This window comes from Priestia sp. RMT2NF4 (genome assembly GCF_047872835.1).
GTDB classification, from domain to species: Bacteria; Bacillota; Bacilli; order Bacillales; family Bacillaceae_H; genus Priestia; species Priestia zanthoxyli.
Map to the genome: position 1 here is coordinate 193,291 of NZ_JBLQZO010000004.1, position 18,951 is coordinate 212,241.

18 protein-coding genes, 1 tRNA gene and 1 other annotated feature are annotated in these 18,951 nt (G+C 39.0%); of the genes, 18 read left to right on the forward strand and 1 reads right to left on the reverse strand.

The annotated features are described in order from the left end of the window. Positions 1-26: 26 nt before the first annotated feature. Complete coding sequence (locus tag ACMX9J_RS18525) at positions 27-233, reverse strand: hypothetical protein (protein WP_013059387.1); 207 nt, start codon at positions 231-233, stop codon at positions 27-29. Positions 234-471: 238 nt separating this feature from the next. Here ACMX9J_RS18525 and ACMX9J_RS18530 point away from each other — a divergent pair, with 238 nt between their 5' ends. From ACMX9J_RS18530 to leuD, 18 genes are all read left to right on the forward strand, one after another. Beyond that, the gene (locus tag ACMX9J_RS18530; RefSeq protein ID WP_047749796.1) at positions 472-2,490 is read left to right on the forward strand and encodes a penicillin-binding transpeptidase domain-containing protein; all 2,019 of its coding nucleotides are present in this window, start codon (positions 472-474) and stop codon (positions 2,488-2,490) included. Between the two features lie 442 nt (positions 2,491-2,932). Further along, complete coding sequence (locus ACMX9J_RS18535; protein ID WP_029711160.1) at positions 2,933-3,565, forward strand: DUF47 domain-containing protein; 633 nt, start codon at positions 2,933-2,935, stop codon at positions 3,563-3,565. Positions 3,566-3,580: 15 nt separating this feature from the next. Beyond that, on the forward strand, positions 3,581-4,579 hold the full coding sequence (locus ACMX9J_RS18540) for an inorganic phosphate transporter (protein ID WP_028411744.1): 999 nt from the start codon (positions 3,581-3,583) through the stop codon (positions 4,577-4,579). A gap of 113 nt (positions 4,580-4,692) precedes the next feature. Beyond that, the gene (locus ACMX9J_RS18545; RefSeq protein WP_013059383.1) at positions 4,693-5,307 is read left to right on the forward strand and encodes a PH domain-containing protein; all 615 of its coding nucleotides are present in this window, start codon (positions 4,693-4,695) and stop codon (positions 5,305-5,307) included. Positions 5,308-5,493: 186 nt separating this feature from the next. Continuing rightward, complete coding sequence (locus ACMX9J_RS18550) at positions 5,494-5,937, forward strand: MarR family winged helix-turn-helix transcriptional regulator (protein WP_013059382.1); 444 nt, start codon at positions 5,494-5,496, stop codon at positions 5,935-5,937. 10 nt (positions 5,938-5,947) lie between these two features. After that, a complete protein-coding gene (gene racE / locus ACMX9J_RS18555; protein ID WP_028411743.1) occupies positions 5,948-6,742 on the forward strand; it encodes a glutamate racemase in 795 nt (264 codons plus the stop codon). 113 nt (positions 6,743-6,855) lie between these two features. Then, complete coding sequence (locus ACMX9J_RS18560) at positions 6,856-7,941, forward strand: GerMN domain-containing protein (protein WP_033579640.1); 1,086 nt, start codon at positions 6,856-6,858, stop codon at positions 7,939-7,941. Between the two features lie 134 nt (positions 7,942-8,075). Next, positions 8,076-8,822 carry a ribonuclease PH gene (rph, locus tag ACMX9J_RS18565; RefSeq protein ID WP_033579641.1) on the forward strand — a complete coding sequence of 249 codons (747 nt, stop codon included), beginning with the start codon at positions 8,076-8,078 and terminating at the stop codon, positions 8,820-8,822. Between the two features lie 9 nt (positions 8,823-8,831). Then, positions 8,832-9,425: an XTP/dITP diphosphatase gene (locus ACMX9J_RS18570; RefSeq protein WP_028411740.1), complete on the forward strand. Its 594-nt coding sequence runs from the start codon at positions 8,832-8,834 to the stop codon at positions 9,423-9,425. A gap of 15 nt (positions 9,426-9,440) precedes the next feature. Next, positions 9,441-9,953: a metallophosphoesterase gene (locus ACMX9J_RS18575; RefSeq protein ID WP_028411739.1), complete on the forward strand. Its 513-nt coding sequence runs from the start codon at positions 9,441-9,443 to the stop codon at positions 9,951-9,953. A 125-nt stretch (positions 9,954-10,078) separates the two neighbouring features. Further along, a tRNA-Arg gene (locus ACMX9J_RS18580) sits at positions 10,079-10,152 on the forward strand. Positions 10,153-10,481: 329 nt separating this feature from the next. Further along, positions 10,482-10,735 (forward strand) — a binding site (T-box leader). A gap of 68 nt (positions 10,736-10,803) precedes the next feature. After that, positions 10,804-12,531, forward strand: a complete 1,728-nt coding sequence (gene ilvB / locus ACMX9J_RS18585) for an acetolactate synthase large subunit (RefSeq protein ID WP_205689536.1) — start codon at positions 10,804-10,806, stop codon at positions 12,529-12,531. Continuing rightward, positions 12,528-13,040: an acetolactate synthase small subunit gene (gene ilvN, locus ACMX9J_RS18590; protein WP_013059375.1), complete on the forward strand. Its 513-nt coding sequence runs from the start codon at positions 12,528-12,530 to the stop codon at positions 13,038-13,040. Before ilvB ends, ilvN begins: the two co-directional genes overlap by 4 nt. A 64-nt stretch (positions 13,041-13,104) precedes the next feature. Beyond that, positions 13,105-14,130, forward strand: a complete 1,026-nt coding sequence (ilvC, locus tag ACMX9J_RS18595; protein WP_028411737.1) for a ketol-acid reductoisomerase — start codon at positions 13,105-13,107, stop codon at positions 14,128-14,130. Further along, the gene (locus ACMX9J_RS18600; protein WP_025750618.1) at positions 14,117-15,652 is read left to right on the forward strand and encodes a 2-isopropylmalate synthase; all 1,536 of its coding nucleotides are present in this window, start codon (positions 14,117-14,119) and stop codon (positions 15,650-15,652) included. Before ilvC ends, ACMX9J_RS18600 begins: the two co-directional genes overlap by 14 nt. A 19-nt stretch (positions 15,653-15,671) precedes the next feature. Continuing rightward, entirely contained in the window at positions 15,672-16,781 is a 1,110-nt protein-coding gene (gene leuB / locus ACMX9J_RS18605) for a 3-isopropylmalate dehydrogenase (RefSeq protein WP_028411736.1), read from the forward strand. Between the two features lie 58 nt (positions 16,782-16,839). Beyond that, positions 16,840-18,255, forward strand: a complete 1,416-nt coding sequence (gene leuC, locus ACMX9J_RS18610; protein WP_028411735.1) for a 3-isopropylmalate dehydratase large subunit — start codon at positions 16,840-16,842, stop codon at positions 18,253-18,255. Between the two features lie 14 nt (positions 18,256-18,269). Further along, entirely contained in the window at positions 18,270-18,860 is a 591-nt protein-coding gene (gene leuD / locus ACMX9J_RS18615) for a 3-isopropylmalate dehydratase small subunit (RefSeq protein WP_028411734.1), read from the forward strand. The last annotated feature ends 91 nt before the right edge of the window (positions 18,861-18,951 follow it).

Below are 18,951 nucleotides of genomic sequence, written 5' to 3' on the forward strand. Positions count from 1 at the left end.
TTCATCTCAGCCGAGAGACGAGTCCGTTAAATTGTTGGTTTTGGTTTTTCAGGTGCAGCTTGTTTATCTTTTCGACTTTCTTGAATATATACTTTAAAGAGAAAAATATTTAAACAGCCCAGTGTGAGGAATAACGGTGCAAAATAATATTCTTGAGACATAAGTAGGACGAAAACGCTTCCAAAACAGAACAGAGAACTAAACATAAAGTAAAACTGTAAGAATCTTCTCATTTTAGTCGCCTCCTATTCTTTTTCTTCTTACACTTATTATATCAAATACTTTCCAAAAAAGACACAAAATATTCACAAAATGTTCAATTTTTTTCTTATTTACCTATTGATTTTTTTGTCGATATGTAAATTAAGTGGGTTGTAATACCAATTAATTCCTGGGTGTAACTTTCTGATGGAAAGTTTATGTAAAATTTTATATGATAGAAATGGTATTGAAAAAAGGGGGAAAATCATCATGAGACGAATTGGGTGGCTATTTTTTACTATGGCAATTCTCTTACTCATAACTGCCGGTTGCTCAAATGATCAACAGAAAGCACAGGATCGATTTGATAAATATGTAGCCATGTGGAATAAAGAAGATTTTGAAGGTATGTATGGATACTTGTCTAAAGATGCTAAAAAGACGATTTCAGAAAAAGACTTTGTAAATCGATATAAAAATATCTATGATGCAATTGAAGCGGACAAGCTTAAAGTGAAGGCAAGTAAAATAGAAGACTTAGAAATAAAAGACCATAAAGCTGTTTTACCTTTTGAAGTAAACATGAACTCTGTAGCCGGTGAAATCTCATTTAAAGAAAATGCTGCTGTGGTTCAAGAAAAACAAGGGGATACAGAGAATTGGTATATTAATTGGAAGCCTAATATGATTTTTAAAGGACTTGAGCAAGGAGAGCAAGTAAGAGTAGCTACTCAGTCAGCTGTGCGTGGAGAAATTATGGATCGTTCAGGGAAATATTTAGCTCAAAACGGAGAAGCGATTCAAGTTGGAGTTGTTCCCCAGCAGTTTTCTAAAGGCGGCGAGCAAGCGATACGACAATTAAGCAAGACTCTTGCTCTTTCGGAAAAAAGTATTAATCAAGCACTGAGCGCTTCTTGGGTGAAAGAGAATCAATTTGTTCCTATTAAAACAGTTAGTCAAAAAGACGCCTCTAATTTAGAGAATTCTTTGAAAAAAGTAGAAGGCATTCAACAAAAAAAGGTAAATGCGCGCGTATATCCTTGTGAAGAAGCGTGTGCTCATTTAGTTGGATACGTTGCGCCTGTCACAGCGGAATATTTAAAAGAGCATAAAGATGAAGGTTATAATGCTCAGTCTAAAGCTGGAATGATTGGCTTAGAGTCTTTGTATGAAGATAAGCTTCGTGCTCGAGACGGCGTCACGATTTATACTGTAGATAAAGATGGTAATAAAAAGAATGAAATTGCAAAAGTGAATCCAAAAGACGGGGAAAGCATTCAGGTTACGGTAGACACGAATGTTCAAAAATCCCTTTATGAACAGTTAAAAGATGAAAAAGGAGTAGCTACTGCTCTTCAACCTAAAACGGGAGAAATATTAGGTCTTGTAAGCACGCCAGCTTTTGATCCGAATTCTTTTTCTTTTGGAATCGATGCTAATACGTATCAATCCCTTTCAACGAATCCTAATAAGCCGTTAATGAATCGTTTTACCAAAACGTATTCTCCGGGATCTACATTTAAGTTAGTCACCGGAGCTTTAGCGGTTGATGAAGACGTGCTAAATCCAAATGAAAGTATATCAATCAGCGGGAAGAAATGGCAGAAAGATAAAAGCTGGGGAAATTTCTACGTAACACGAGTGGGCAGCAAACCGAATGTTAATTTACGTGATGCTTATGTTACATCTGATAATATTTATTTTGCGCAGACTGCTTTGAAGCTAGGTTTAGACAAATTTAACAGTGGTTTAAAACAGTTTGGGTTTAATCAAAAATTGCCTGTTAATTATCCTTTTGAAACGTCTAAAATTGCAGGTGATCAAGATATTAAAGATGAGGGAGTATTAGCAAACTCTGGCTATGGCCAGGGGAAACTGCAAGTGAATCCTCTCCACTTGGCATTGATGTATACATCGATTGTAAACGATGGAAATATAGTAAAGCCTATTCTTATGAACGGTGATGAGAGTGGAATATGGAAAAAACAAGTAATATCTAAAGAAACGGCGCAATTAATTCAAAATGATTTAGTTGATGTCATTGAAGATAAAAACGGTACGGGTCATGCAGCAAAGATAGATGGGTTAACCTTGGCTGGAAAAACGGGAACAGCAGAGCTAAAGAAAACTCAAGGTGAAAAAGGGCAGGAAAACGGATGGTTTGTAGCTGTGGACACAAAACAGAAAAACTTACTCGTTTCAATGATGGTTGAAGGGGTAGAGGATAAAGGCGGAAGTCATTACGTCGTGCCGAAAGTAAAAAATGTATTTCAGCAATATAATAAGTAAATAATAAAAGCCAGTTCTAAAAGAGCTGGCTTTTATTATTTACACAAGGGGAGTAATGTTAAGTTTTTGTAAATCCCAATTTTATACAAACTCTGAAAACCCTTATTTTAAAAGGAATCAACGTATTATTGTTAATGTATTGTAAAGAAGCCTAAAAAAATGTGTTTGAAAAGTTATTGACAATTAACAATAATAGGAGTAATTTTTGACTTGGCGTAAAAAAATGAATCGCATAACCTATAGGTGAAAGAACCACATTTTGGGACTTTTGCTCTGGTAAACGTTTGTTTTTTTAGAATTTTTTGATACACAAGAGAGGTGGTTTCTCTCGTTATAGTAATGAACAGCTAGGTTTTATCCATTACTTTAAATGAAAAAAGAAACTAGAACACATATAAAAAGATAGAGAGAAAAAACGAGTGGTAAAGTTTCGATAAATTGGATGGAGGATTGCAACGTGATCAAAAGAAAAAAAGACAAGTTTTCTGAAATGTTAATGGACATTGCCCAAAATATTAAGGACTCAGCGGAGTTTTTAGGCAGCTTTGAACTTCAAAATGTATCTGACCTAAAGGAATTTGCCAACGTTTTAAAAGCGTATGAATCAAAAGGTGATAAATACGTGCATACAGTGATTACTGAGTTGAACAAAGCATTTATTACTCCAATTGAGCGTGAAGATATTTTACAGCTAGCGATGAGCATGGATGATGTACTTGATGGCATCGATAGCTTTGCTGCTTTAATGGAAATTCATTCAATTACGACATTTGATGAATATGTAGCTGAATTTGTTAAAAATATTCAAGGCTGTGCTGAAGAAATTTTAATTACTATTAATTTGTTGTCTGAGAAAAAGCTTCTTCAAATTAGTGAGCATGCAATTAAAATTAAAGAGTATGAGTCACATTGTGATACATTATATCGTCGTGCACTAAAACAATTATTTGCAACATGTAAAGATCCAATTAAAGTTATTCAATATAAAGAAATTTATGAAACGCTAGAAGAAATCGCGGATTATTGTCAAACGGTTGCGAACAACTTAGAATCAGTTATTATGAAGAATGCGTAACGGGGCTATAGTATAATGGATTCAATGCTAATATTAACCATTCTAATTGTAGTTGGTGCACTTGGTTTTGACTTTATCAACGGCTTTCACGATACAGCTAATGCCATTGCGACTTCTGTTTCAACCAAAGCTTTAAAACCGCGACATGCAATTCTTTTAGCCGCAACCATGAACTTTGTCGGGGCTATGACGTTTACGGGCGTAGCCAAAACGATTACAAAGGATATCGTTGATCCTTATACGCTTCAAAATGGTTCTGTCGTTATTTTAGCAGCATTAATTTCTGCTATCGCGTGGAACCTAATCACATGGTATTTCGGTATCCCGAGTAGTTCTTCTCATGCAATTATTGGATCGATTGCAGGAGCAGCTATTGCAGCTGCTGGATTTGGTGCTTTAAATTACAAAGGTTTCATCAAAATCATCGAAGCCCTTCTAATTTCACCAGTTCTAGCCTTTGTAGTAGGTTATATTGTCTATACGATTATCAAGCTAACGTTTAAAAACCATAACTTGACGAAAACGAATAAGCGTTTTCGCCGCGTTCAAATCCTGACTGCAGCTCTACAATCTTACACACACGGTACGAATGATGCGCAAAAAGCAATGGGTATCATTACGCTAGCGCTTATTGCTAACAATATGCAAAGCGGTACTGAGATTCAGTGGTGGGTACAGCTGGCTTGTGCGGTCGCAATGGGGCTTGGAACGTCAATTGGTGGATGGAAAATCATTAAAACCGTTGGCGGTAAAATTATGAAAATTCGTCCTGTTAATGGAGTAGCTGCGGACTTAACGGGTGCTGCCATTATCTTTGGAGCAACATTTATTCATCTACCTGTCAGTACTACTCATGTTATTTCATCTTCTATCTTAGGTGTAGGTTCTGCTCACCGAGTGAAAGGTGTAAAATGGGGAACTGCACAGCGCATGGTGATTACATGGGTTATCACATTGCCAATTTCAGCTTCATTAGCTGCACTTATCTATATGATTTTAAATTTGTTCTTTTAATAAATGGGGAGCTTCTTTTAAAGAAGCTCCTTTTTTTATTTACATCCCCTCATTTGCACAGTACACTTAAAACATGAAAATAACACAATCGTTTTTAAAAGGGAGATGGGGAAATGTTTGGAAAAGTAGCTGCTGATGTATTGGGGCTAAGTGATATTGGTTCTGTTATTAAGCCAGTTGATTATGACAAGGTAGATGCAGACGATTACGTTATGCATGAAGAACAAGAAAAAATTTATTTTCTAATCAAATCAAAGTCAGATGAATATTGCTTTACCAATAAAGCGCTCATTCACCTTGATGGAACAAGTGCTACAAGTAAAAAGCGAATGCTTCGCCGCTATAACTACAGCACAAATCACATTTCAAACGTAATGCTAGAAACGGCTGGAACTGTCGATTTAGATGTGGAAATTAAATTTAAAATTGGCTCGGAAACTTTTTCTATCGATGTACACAAAAAGCATATAGAAGAGGTAAAAGATTTATATAAAGCGCTGTTTAAAATGTCTGAAATAACGCGTGAAAATGAAATTGCGCTCGATTTTGCTAAACAAAGCATTCAGCTAGCTTCTTCTACGCTAAGCAGTACAAGAAATACAAGTGGAAGTGTTGCTGGTGAATTTAAAGAAATTAACGAAGCCGCGTTTTCTTGGTTATTAGATAAAAAAACAGCCTACACAACAAAAGATTTCAGCTCAGTTTTCGAGCTGTATATCAATAATTAATAGAAACAGCTGCTCCTTTTATGGAGCAGCTGTTTTTTAATGCTGAACGTTGTAGAATCCTCATGTTAACCTTGAAAAATCACCGAAAAAAGAGCACAATATAAAATAGAAAAGAGAAACAATAGAGACGGGTTTAACTGAAAGAAATAATAGAAAATAAGACTTATAGGTGGAAAGGATTACGGTATGACAGCAAAAAATAATGAGGATACAGTGGCAGAATTAGAAAAGTCACTTCGACATATTGCAGCTATTGTGAAGCAAAAAGGAAGAGAAATTTTAGAAGACTATACGATTACGCCACCTCAGTTTATTGCTTTGCAGTGGCTGTTTGAACGTGGAGATATGACGATTGGCGATTTATCAAATCGGATTTTTCTCGCTTGTAGTACAACGACAGATTTAGTAGATCGTATGGAAAAAAATAAGTTGGTGGTTCGGGTCAAAGATCCGAAAGACCGCCGCGTAGTGCGTATTCATTTGCTTCCTGAAGGAGCACGTGTTATCGAAGAAGTAATTGAAAAGCGACAAACGTATTTAAATGGCGTACTGGCAAACTTCTCTCCTAGTGAAACAGAAGTTTTACGAGTAACGTTACGAAAATTACATGATGAAATGAAAGAAAAATGAGGCGATTGTTTTGAGTAGACCAATTGGTGTTATAGATTCAGGTGTGGGCGGATTAACGGTAGCAAAGGAAATTATGAGACAGCTTCCGAAAGAACAAATTATGTACATTGGAGATACAGCCCGCTGCCCATACGGTCCTCGTCCCAGTGAAGAAGTACGAGCTTTCACATGGGAGATGACTAATTATTTAGTAGATAAAGATATTAAAATGCTTGTTATTGCGTGCAACACGGCTACGGCAGTTGTACTAGATGAAATTCAAGAACAGCTCGATATTCCGGTTATAGGCGTCATTGAACCAGGATCACGAGCTGCGCTTAAAGTAACTAAAAATCATAAAATAGGCGTAATCGGCACAAACGGAACCGTTAAAAGCCAAGCCTATACACATGCACTCCGCGCTCTTCATACGAGAGTGGAAGTGGAAAATTTAGCATGCCCTTTGTTTGTACCTCTTGTAGAGAGCGGTAATTATGAAGGACCGGAAGCGCAGCGAATTGTAAAAGAAACATTAAAACCTTTTTATCATACAGATATGGATACCCTTATTTTAGGATGTACGCATTATCCGTTATTAAAGCCAGTTATTCAAGAAGCAATTGGGCCTCGAGTTCAGTTAATCAGTTCTGGTGAAGAAACGGCAATAGAGGTAAGTGCCATTCTTTCTTATAGCAATTTACTAGCTCCTAGAAGCATGGAGCCCGAACACTACTTCTATACAACAGGCTCAACAGAACTGTTTCAATCTATTGCATCTAAATGGTTTGAACACCCTGTATATAATGTTGAGCATATCAAGCTTTAAAACCGAGCATATTAAGCTCGGTTTTTTTTGTGGCCAAAAACTTGTTTGAGCTGGTCTAAAATGCAAATAAGCTCGTATACATAGTAGTACAAACAGTCTGAGGAGGGAAAGGAATGTCCAAAAAGACCAAATTTGTTCTCATATCCGCCGTGGTGACCACATCTGTGTTGTTATCCGGCTGTGGACTTTTCGGAGGGGATAACGCAGCAAAGGAAATTGATCCGCCAAAGGATGTCACCTATGTGAAAGATGAAAAATCATTAGCGACTGAAGCGAAAGTAACGGAAGCTAATAAAAAACAAAGTAAAGCGGCAGAAACATCTGCGCCTACCAAAAGAGAAATTTACTTAATTGATAAAAACGGGTACGTTGTTCCCCAGACGCTTGAAATTCCTAAATCAAAAGGTGTCGCTAAACAGTCTCTTGAATATTTAGTAGAGGGTGGACCAGTCACAAACTTATTGCCAAATAATTTCCGAGCGGTTCTTCCTGCTGATACAAGAGTTTTAGGGACAAAGCTGGAAAGTGACGGCACGATGGTAGCAGATTTTTCACCTGAATTTGCTGAATATAAAAAAGAAGATGAACTCCGTATCCTGCAGGCCGTAACGTGGACGCTGACGCAGTTTGAAGGCGTAAATAAAGTTAAAATTCGCATTAACGGCTATGATAAAGATGAGATGCCTGTAAATCATACACCAATCAGTAAAGGGTTGAGCAGAGCAGATGGTATTAACTTTGATAATACTGGAGTAGTTGACGTAACCCAAACGAAGCCAGTTACGATCTATTACTTAGCTCAAGAGGGCAAACAAACTTACTATGTTCCTGTTACAAAACGAATTGCTTCTGATGACAAAGATATGTACACTGCAATTGTGAACGAGCTTGTAGAAGGACCTGCGCCTGCATCAGGTTTAGTGACAGATTTTAATCCTGATGCAAAGCTCGTAGCAGCTCCAAAGTATGCGGACGGTCAGTTAACGCTGAACTTTAATAAAAACATCTTTGGAAATTTAAAAGGAACGGAAATTTCTCAGTATGTTCTCGACTCCTTGGTGTTATCGCTGACGGAACAAAAAGCCGTAGACAGCGTTGCCATTAAGGTGAATGGCAAAAAAACGCTAAAAGATGAAAAAGGGAAAAAGCTAACGGAGCCAGTTTCAAGACCTAAAAATGTGAACACAGGTAGTTTTTAAAAACAAATTTTTGTTATACTAGTAAAGGACTAAGTAGAAAGAGGTCTGCTGAAATAGCGACCTCTTTCCGCTGTTTTATAGTTAAAATGGAAGAAGCTATTACATATAAATGAATTAATAGGAGGACATGCTTAATGCGTTTGGACGGTAGGGAATTTAATGAATTGAGACCTGTATCTCTTCATACTTCATACTTAAAGCATCCAGAAGGATCTGTATTAATCTCGGTGGGAGACACAAAGGTTATTTGTACAGCAAGCATAGACGACAGAGTGCCTCCTTTTATGCGTGGACAAGGAAAAGGATGGATTACAGCTGAATATTCTATGCTGCCTCGAGCTACGGCACAAAGAAATATACGCGAATCAACAAAAGGTAAAGTCACAGGACGAACAATGGAAATTCAGCGTCTGATCGGACGAGCTCTTCGTTCTGTAGTCGACCTGGAAAAGGTCGGAGAAAAAACCATTTGGATTGATTGTGATGTTATTCAAGCAGATGGCGGAACAAGAACAGCATCGATTACAGGTGCATTTGTGGCTATGGTTTTAGCGTTTGGAAAGCTGGTTGAAGAGAACAAGCTGACAGAAATTCCTATTCGTGACTATTTAGCTGCGACTTCAGTAGGTATCCATGGAGAAAATTCGATTTTAGATTTAAATTATGAAGAAGATTCGACAGCGGAAGTTGACATGAATATTGTGATGACAGGAAGCGGACAGTTTGTAGAATTACAGGGAACGGGAGAGGAATCGACGTTTTCGAGAGAACAGTTAAACCATCTTCTGGATTTAGGGGAAAAGGGTGTTTATCAATTGATTGAACAGCAAAAGGAAGTTCTTGATCATCTGGCTGCTTACATTCCGGTTAAAGAAAGGTAAGGGATTAACGTGCGTGAAATCATTATTGCAACTAAAAATGCAGGCAAAGTAAAGGATTTTGAAACACTATTCTCACCGAAGGGATTTAAAGTAACATCGCTTCTTGATTTTCCTGAAATTGAGGACGTGGAAGAAACGGGCGTTACATTTGCAGAGAACGCCACGCTAAAGGCAGAAACCATTTCATCAGCATTAAATAAGCCGGTTATTGCCGATGATTCTGGGCTTGCTATTGATGCCTTAAACGGAGAGCCAGGCGTTTATTCCGCGCGTTATGCTGGTGAAAATAAAGATGATAATGCTAATATAGAGAAGGTACTTCAAAAATTACATGACGTGCCGTTTGAAAAACGCACGGCACGTTTTCATTGTACGCTTGCTATTGCAGTGCCTGGAAAGAGAACAGAGCTTGTAGAAGGCACGTGTGAAGGGCGCATCTTGGAAGAAAAAAGAGGCGAGAACGGCTTTGGATACGATCCTATTTTCTTTGTAGAAAAATGGAACTGCTCCATGGCAGAATTGTCTAAAGAACAAAAAAATCAAATTAGTCACCGAGCAAATGCGTTAGAAAAACTAGCACCGCTAATTGATGCGCAATTTTAGAAGGAGTGATGACGTGTGAAACTATTAATTGTAAGCGATAGCCACGGGTTACAAGAAGAACTGCTCACTATCAGAGAAAGACATGCTGATGTAGATAAGATGATTCATTGTGGTGACTCTGAGCTGCCACAAGACAGCAAAGAAATGTCTTCGTTTTTAGGCGTTCGAGGAAATTGTGATTATGATGCATCTTACGTCAATGATCGAGTAGAGTCGCTTGGAGAAGCCACGTGTCTGGTTACACACGGTCACTTATATAATGTTAAAATGTCTATGATGAATCTGCATTACAAAGCTAGAGAAGTGGGGGCAAACGTTGTTTGTTTTGGGCATTCTCACATAGCGGGAGCTGAGCTCATGGACGGAGTTTTATTTATCAATCCAGGAAGTATGTTACTTCCTCGTATGAGAAAAGAACGTACGTATGCTATACTAGTAATGGATGGTACAGAAGCTACCGTGCAGTTTTACGATATAAGCGGTAAACATATTCCTAGCATGCAGTTAACCTGTACACTTTCAGCATAATATAGCCAAATATAGGGAGAAGAGAAGGTTTTTTACCTCTCTTCTCATAAAATTTCAAAAAAACGTTGACTTTTAAATTATATTTGAATATAATAAGTATTGTCTTTGATACAGTTTAACATTATGTCCCAGTAGCTCAGCAGGATAGAGCAACGGCCTTCTAAGCCGTCGGTCGGGAGTTCGAATCTCTCCTGGGACGTCTAGAAAAAAATCCCGGCTTTTACTTTTTAGTAAAAGCCGGGATTTTTTTATTTATCTTAAAAGTGAATGTTTGTTCATTCAGTGTGTACAAATGAACGTTTCAGAAAAACTTTTTGAGTGGCTATAAACCCTTATTGCATCAATAATGAAAACGCATTCAAATATTCTATTTAGTCTAAATTGTCTAAAAAAATCTTGAAAAGTGGTTGACTATGCATAGAAATGGGCGTAAGATAGTCCTCAAATATAAGTTTTCTAAAAATTTTAATTAATTGTAATTAATTTAAAATATGATGTGTAAAGCATTGTTCAAAAAGCATATAGCGTTTTAAAACGTTGAAGAGGATAAGTAGTTTTGATGTTTAGGTATCAACAGAGAGTCGGGTTGCTGGAAGCCGGCGTTACCAAGTCAAAATGAACTCACCTCAGAGTGTCACCCTGAAATTCAGTAAGGGCGACCGAGTGTACTTCCAAAGCACTCGTTATCAAAAAGAATGTACAGTATACATTCATAAGGTAATCATTACGATTACAAACGAGGGTGGTACCGCGTAAAGTACAAAAGACTTTTCGCCCCTTGACCTATATCATTTGATAGGGTCTATTTAGGGGTGAGAAGTCTTTTTTCTTTTATCTAGAAAACGAAAGGATGAGAAAAGTGGGAGCCAATATGCAAACGAAAGAACCTGTAAGCGCTGGGGCACAAATGAATGGAGCTGACATGTTGATTGAATCTCTAAGAAGAGAAAACGTTGACGTCATCTTCGGTTACCCAGGGGGAGCCGTTTTACCGATTTACGATAAGCTATACGGTTCAGGAATGTTTCACGTACTTGCTCGTCACGAACAAGGTGGAATTCACGCAGCAGAAGGGTACGCAAGAATTTCAGGTAAACCCGGTGTAGTTATCGCAACAAGTGGTCCTGGTGCAACAAATATCGTAACAGGTTTGGCAGATGCGATGATTGACTCACTTCCTTTAGTTGTTTTTACTGGTCAAGTAGCTTCAAGTGTAATTGGTTCTGACGCGTTCCAAGAAGCAGATGTATTAGGAATCACAATGCCAATTACAAAACATAGCTATCAAGTACGCAATATCAGCGACATGCCGAGAATCATCAAAGAGGCATTTCATATTGCGACAACAGGAAGACCTGGTCCAGTCTTAATCGACATTCCAAAAGATATGGCACAGGGTGATGGAACATTTAATTACGAAGGAGAAATTGATTTACCTGGCTATCAGCCAACTTATTTTCCAAATCAGCTGCAGGTTAAAAAGTTAACAGACGCAGTAGCAGCTGCAAAGAAACCTGTTATTCTAGCAGGTGCGGGAGTATTATTGAGTAAAGGTTCAGAAGAATTAAAAAATTATGCTGAGCGTCAAAATATTCCGGTTATTAATACGCTTTTAGGGTTAGGTTGTTTTCCTGCAGATCATCCGCTTCATTTAGGAATGGCTGGCATGCACGGAACGTACACAGCAAACATGGCAATTTATGAGAGTGATCTTCTCATTAGTATCGGGGCGCGCTTTGATGACCGAGTAACAGGTAACTTAAAGCATTTTGCACCAAATGCAAAAATTGCTCACATTGACATCGACCCAGCGGAAATTGGAAAGAATGTTCCAACCAAGATTCCAATTGTTGGAGATGCAAAAGAAGTATTAAAGCAATTGCTTCTGCAAGAAGGAGAAGTTGGAGATTATACGAAATGGCATGAGAAATTAGCGGCGTGGAAACAAGAATATCCATTATGGTATCAGAACTCAGCGGACGTGTTGAAACCACAAAAAGTAGTTGAGTTGCTTCACAAATATACAAATGGAGATGCCGTTGTTACAACGGACGTTGGGCAACATCAGATGTGGGTAGCTCAATACTACACATTTAATAATCCAGATCGATGGGTAACTTCAGGTGGCCTTGGCACCATGGGCTTTGGATTACCTTCTGCAATCGGCGCTCAGCTGGCAAATAAAGATAAAACAGTTGTAGCAGTCGTTGGTGACGGTGGATTTCAAATGACGCTTCAAGAATTAGGGGTTATTAGAGAATTAAACTTACCTGTTAAAGTGGTTGTGCTTAACAATCAGTCGCTTGGAATGGTTCGTCAGTGGCAGGAAATCTTCTATGAAGAACGCTACTCGCACTCTTTAATTCCGAATCAGCCTAATTTAATGAAGCTTGCAGAAGCCTATGATATCAAAGGTTTACAAGCTTCTACTGAAGAAGAAGCGCATGCGGCTCTGAAAGAAGCAATGGAAACAGATGGACCTGTTTTACTAAACTTCTTTGTCGCACCTAAAGAAAACGTATATCCAATGGTTGCACCTGGAAAAGGATTACATGAAATGGTAGGGGTGAAACCATGAAGCGAATCATTACAGCAACTGTATTAAACCGTGCGGGCGTTTTAAATCGCGTAACGGGGTTATTTACAAAAAGAAATTTCAATATTGAGAGTATTTCGGTAGGACACACTGAATCTGAAGATGTATCACGCATGACGTTTGTCGTAAACGTAGAGCATGACAATGCTGCTGAACAAGTGATTAAGCAGTTAAACAAGCAGATTGACGTGTTGAAAGTTCAAGATATTACGGATCAAGCCGTGGTGTCAAGAGAGCTTGCTTTAATGAAAGTAGCATCTACACCTGCGAGCCGTAACGAACTTTATGCAGTAATTGAGCCTTTCCGTGCAACCATCATTGATGTAAGCCGCGACAGCTTAATTATTCAAGTAACAGGTGAATCCAGCAAGATTGAAGCGATGATTGATTTACTTCAGCCTTATGGATTAAAAGAAGTAACGCGTACAGGGACAGTAGCTGTTCCGCGCGGTACGCAAAAAGCAGCAGCCAAACTTTCATCAATCATTTAATTCTAGCTAGTTACTAAAAAAGTAAACTATATAAAACTATATAAACTAAGAGGAGAGATTTATTATGACAAAGGTATATTACAACGGAGATGCAAAGGATCAATTATTACAAGGTAAAACAGTAGCAATCGTAGGTTATGGTTCACAAGGTCACGCTCACGCACAAAACTTACGCGACAGCGGAGTAAACGTGGTAGTAGGATTACGTAAAGGTAAATCATGGGATCAAGCAGAACAAGACGGCTTCACTGTATTATCTGTAAAAGAAGCAGTTCAACAAGCAGAAGTAGTAATGGTATTACTTCCAGATGAGCATCAGCCAAAAGTTTATAACGAAGAAATTCTTCCAGGATTAAAACCAGGAAAATCTTTAGTATTTGCTCACGGTTTTAACATTCACTTTAATCAAATCGTAGCACCTGAATTCGTTGACGTATTCTTAGTAGCTCCAAAAGGTCCTGGTCACCTTGTAAGAAGAACGTATGAAGAAGGAGCTGGCGTACCGGCGTTATTCGCAGTATTCCAAGACGTAACTGGCGAAGCAAAAGACGTAGCATTAGCTTATGCTAAAGCAATTGGCTCAGCTCGTGCGGGTGTATTAGAAACAACGTTTAAAGAAGAAACAGAAACAGATCTTTTCGGTGAGCAAGCAGTACTTTGCGGCGGTTTAACTTCATTAGTTAAAGCTGGTTTTGAAACGCTTGTAGAAGCTGGCTACCAACCGGAAGTTGCATATTTTGAGTGTTTACACGAATTAAAATTAATTGTTGACCTTATGTATGAAGGCGGAATGGAAGGCATGCGTTATTCAATCTCTGATACAGCTCAATGGGGTGACTTCGTTTCAGGACCACGCGTTGTAGATGAGCGTTCAAAAGAACAAATGAAAAAAGTGCTTGAAGATATCCAAACAGGTAAATTTGCAAAAGGCTGGATCCTAGAAAACCAAGCAAATCGTCCAGAATTTACAGCTATCAATAACCGTGAAAACGAACATTTAATTGAAAAAGTTGGCGCTCAATTACGTGAAATGATGCCATTTGTTAAAAAACAAAAGAAAGAAGCGGTGATCGCTAGTGCAAAAAATTAAACTATTTGACACGACGCTACGCGATGGTGAACAGTCACCTGGAGTCAATTTGAACCTACAAGAAAAGCTTGAAATTGCTAAGCAGTTAGAGCGATTAGGTATCGACATTATTGAAGCCGGATTTCCAGCTTCTTCAAAAGGTGATTTTCAATCCGTAAAAGAAATTGCGTCTATTGTCAAAAATTCTTCTGTAACAGGCCTTGCAAGGTCTGTTACAAAAGATATTGACATTGCATGGGAAGCGTTAAAAGAAAGTGCAGAACCAAGACTGCATGTTTTTATCGCTACTTCCGAAATTCATATGCAGCATAAATTGAAAAAAACACCTGATGAAGTACTTGAAACAGCAGTGGAAATGGTGAAATACGCAAGTAAAAAATTCCCGGTTGTTCAATGGTCTGCTGAAGATGCATGTCGCACAGATTTACCGTTTTTAGCTAGAATTGTAGAAGCTGTTATCGATGCTGGTGCAAAAGTCGTTAATATTCCAGATACGGTAGGATTTATCACGCCTGGTGACTATCAATCCGTATTTAATTACTTAAAAGAACATGTATCAAATATTCATAAGGTCGATTTGTCAGCTCACTGCCACGATGACTTAGGGCTAGCTGTTGCTAATTCAATGGCTGCTATTGAAGCAGGAGCTACTCAAATTGAAGGAACGATTAACGGAATCGGAGAACGTGCCGGTAACGCTGCTCTTGAAGAAGTAGCACTTGCGCTTCATGTCCGTCAAGACTTCTATCAAGCGAGCACAGGTTTGATCTTGCCCGAAATCAAGCGTACGAGTGACATTATCAGTAAGCTTACCGGAATGAATATTGCGCCAAATAAAGCAATTGTCGGAAAAAATGCTTTTGCTCATGAATCAGGTATTCACCAAGATGGCGTCTTAAAAAATCCGTTAACATATGAGATTATTTCCCCAGAACTTGTGGGTGTTAAACAAAATCCGATTGTGCTGGGTAAACACTCAGGCCGTCATGCGTTCCGTACACGCCTAGTAGAGCTTGGGTTCACATTGGAAGATACAGAAGCAAACGTGCTTTTTGAGAAGTTTAAAGACTTAGCAGATAAGAAAAAAGACATTACCGACGATGATTTATTGGCATTAGTCATTCAAAAGCAAGTTAGCAAAGACAGTGAATATAAGCTTGAAAGTCTGCAAGTTCAGTATGGTACGAACAATATTCCTACGGCTACGATTACGCTTCGCAAAGAAAACGGCGAAGAGATTCAAGAAGCAGCTACGGGATCTGGAAGCGTGGAAGCTATCTATAATACGCTGCAGCGCTGTGTTGAGCAAGATGTCAAACTATTAGACTATCGTATTCAGTCTATTAACGGCGGTCCGGATGCACTGGCTGAAGTATTTGTGAAGGTTGAAAGCGAAGGAACTGAAGCAAGCGGACGCGGAGTAGCATTTGACGTATTAGAATCGTCAGCGAAAGCCTATTTAAATGCCATTAATCGATTAATCGCTATTCAGCAGCATCGTACAAAGCAAGAAGTAATGTGAACTGAAGGGAGAGACCACCATGACAAAAAAAGTCGCTGTATTACCAGGTGACGGCGTAGGAACAGAAGTAACCAAAGGCGCTGTTGCCGTTTTAAAAGCAATTGGAGAGCGCTTTGATCATCAATTCGAGTTTACGTATGGATTAATTGGCGGAGCTGCAATTGATGAGGCTGGCACACCTCTTCCAGAAAGTACAATTGAGATTTGTAAGCAGGCGGATGCCGTCTTACTTGGATCCGTTGGAGGGCCAAAATGGGATCGTAACCCTTCACATTTGCGACCAGAAAAAGGTTTGCTAGCTATTCGAAAAGAATTGGATTTATATGCTAACCTTCGTCCAGTGACGTTTTATGATAGCTTAGCAGATGCCTCTCCTTTGAAAAAAGAATACATTGAAGGTGTTGACTTCATTATCGTTCGTGAGCTAACAGGGGGCTTATATTTTGGTCAGCCTAGCGAGCGTCGAACAGAAGGAAATGAAGAGACAGTTGTCGACACGTTATTTTATAAGCGTACAGAAATAGAAAGGATTATTCGCCAAGCGTTTGAAACGGCTGTAAATCGACGTAAAAAGGTAACGTCGGTTGATAAAGCGAATGTGCTTGAGTCTAGTCGAGTGTGGCGTGAAGTAGCTGAAGAAGTAGCAAAAGACTACCCGGATGTAGAGCTTGAGCATATGCTTGTAGATTCAGCTGCTATGCAGTTAATTCGTAATCCGAAATATTTTGATGTAGTGGTAACTGAAAATATGTTTGGTGATATTTTGAGTGATGAGGCTTCTATGCTGACAGGATCGTTAGGGATGCTTCCATCTGCGAGTTTAACGGTTGATGGTCCATCTTTATACGAACCGGTTCACGGTTCTGCACCAGACATTGCTGGACAAAACAAAGCTAATCCGATTGCTGCTATTTTATCTGCAGCAATGTTGCTTAGACATTCATTTGGATTAGAAACAGAAGCAGCGGTGATTGAACAAGCGGTTGAAAGTGTATTACATGCAGGTCATCGAACAGCTGACTTAGCAGACGGTAATCATTATTTAGGTACCGATAAAATGGTGGATGCAATAACTGCGGTTATTGCCAACGATTCTGCCATTTCAAGCATTATGACAGCTTACAGTTAATCATGCGTTTCTCACGTTTTGTGAGAAACGTTTTTCATAATCAGAAAGGAGGAGCAGTATGAAACCAAAAACAATTATTGATAAGCTTTGGGAACAACATGTTGTACGTCGAGAAGAGGGGAAGCCGGACTTATTATATATCGATCTTCATCTTATTCATGAAGTAACGTCTCCTCAAGCATTCGAAGGTCTTCGCGTGGCAAATCGTCAAGTGAAGCGTCCGGACTTAACGTTTGCTACAATGGATCACAATATTCCAACGGTTGACCGTTTTAATATTAAAGATCCGATTGCAAAGAAACAAGTAGACAAACTATCTGAAAACTGTCATGAGTTTGGTGTGAAGCTTTTAGATTTAACAAGCGAAGAGCAAGGAATTGTGCATATCATTGGACCGGAATTAGGATTGACGCAGCCTGGAAAAACCATTGTGTGCGGAGATAGCCATACATCTACTCACGGTGCATTTGGAGCGCTTGCTTTTGGTATAGGAACGAGTGAGGTAGAACATGTTTTAGCAACGCAAACGCTATGGCAAGCGAAACCAAAAACGCTACAAGTGAAAGTAAATGGCAAAAAACAGCCTGGTGTTTATGCTAAGGACATTGTGTTAGCAATTATTCAAAAATTCGGCGTGAATTTTGGAACGGGTTCAATCGTAGAATTTACGGGCGAATGTATTCGCGACCTTTCAATGGAAGAGCGCATGACTATTTGTAATATGTCTATTGAAGCCGGTGCAAAAGCTGGTTTAATCAGTCCAGATGATGTTACTTTCTCTTATATTAAAGGGCGTCAGTATGCTCCTAAAGGAGAACAGTTTGAAAAAGCAGTGGAAGCTTGGGCAGCTTTAGCAACAGATGAAGGTGCAACATACGATGAAACGCTAGAAATTGATGCAGATACAATTGAGCCTGTTGTAACATGGGGAACAAACCCGGCGATGAGTTCTTATGTTAGCAAGCAAGTTCCTACATTAGAAGAGTGTACAACAGAAGCTGAGAAAAAGTCTTTGTCACGAGCACTTGAGTATATGGGCTTACAGCCCGGCATGGCAATAGAAGAGATCCCAGTTCAGCATGTATTTATCGGTTCATGTACAAATGCTCGTTTGTCTGATCTTCGTGACGTGGCAGCCTTTATTAAAGGAAAGAAAGTGTCACCAGATGTGCGAGCGATGATTGTACCAGGTTCTCAAAAAGTAAAGCGAGTGGCTGAAGAAGAAGGGTTATCTGCTATTTTTATTGAAGCAGGCTTTGAATGGAGAGACTCGGGCTGCAGCATGTGTCTAGGCATGAACTCTGACTTAGTTCCACAAGGCGAACACTGTGCGTCCACTTCTAATCGAAACTTTGAAGGACGTCAAGGAAAAGGTGCCAGAACGCATTTAGTAAGCCCGGTAATGGCAGCAGCGGCAGCGGTATATGGACATTTTGTTGATGTACGCAAACTACAAGAACAAGCGGTGCGATAAGGAGGAGAACACAGATGAATGCTTTTACAATCCATACAGGAAAAGTAGCAGGTCTCGACCGAGCAAACGTAGATACTGATCAAATTATCCCAAAGCAATTTTTGAAAAGAATTGAGCGTACTGGCTTTGGCCAATTTCTCTTTTTTGATTGGCGATATAATGAAGATGAAACGTTAAATGAAACGTTTGAACTAAATCAGCCTCAAAATCAAGGAGCAACAATTCTTGTAGCTGACGAGAACTTCGGGTGTGGTTCGTCACGTGAACACGCTCCATGGGCGCTTTTAGACTATGGGTTCCGTGCCATTATCGCACCGTCATTTGCGGATATTTTTAAACAAAACTGTCTAAAAAATGGTATTTTACCTATTGTTTTACCAAAAGAAGATGTTTCCTATTTAATGAAAGAGTCTCAAAGTGCTTCTTACGCCTGTACAATCGATCTTCATCAGCAAAAAATTACCGATGAAGCAGGTTTTGAACGTACGTTTGAGATCAATGGCCATTGGAAATATATGCTTGTTAACGGATATGATGAAATTGGCTATACGCTTTCTTTTGAAGACGACATTTCTGCTTATGAAGCAAAAACGGTAAGATATTAACCAAAAATCGAGCAAAATGATGATTTTGCTCGATTTTTTTGCGTTCCGTTAATTCAATTGCTAAACTGTAAAGCAAATGGACCGCGAAGTG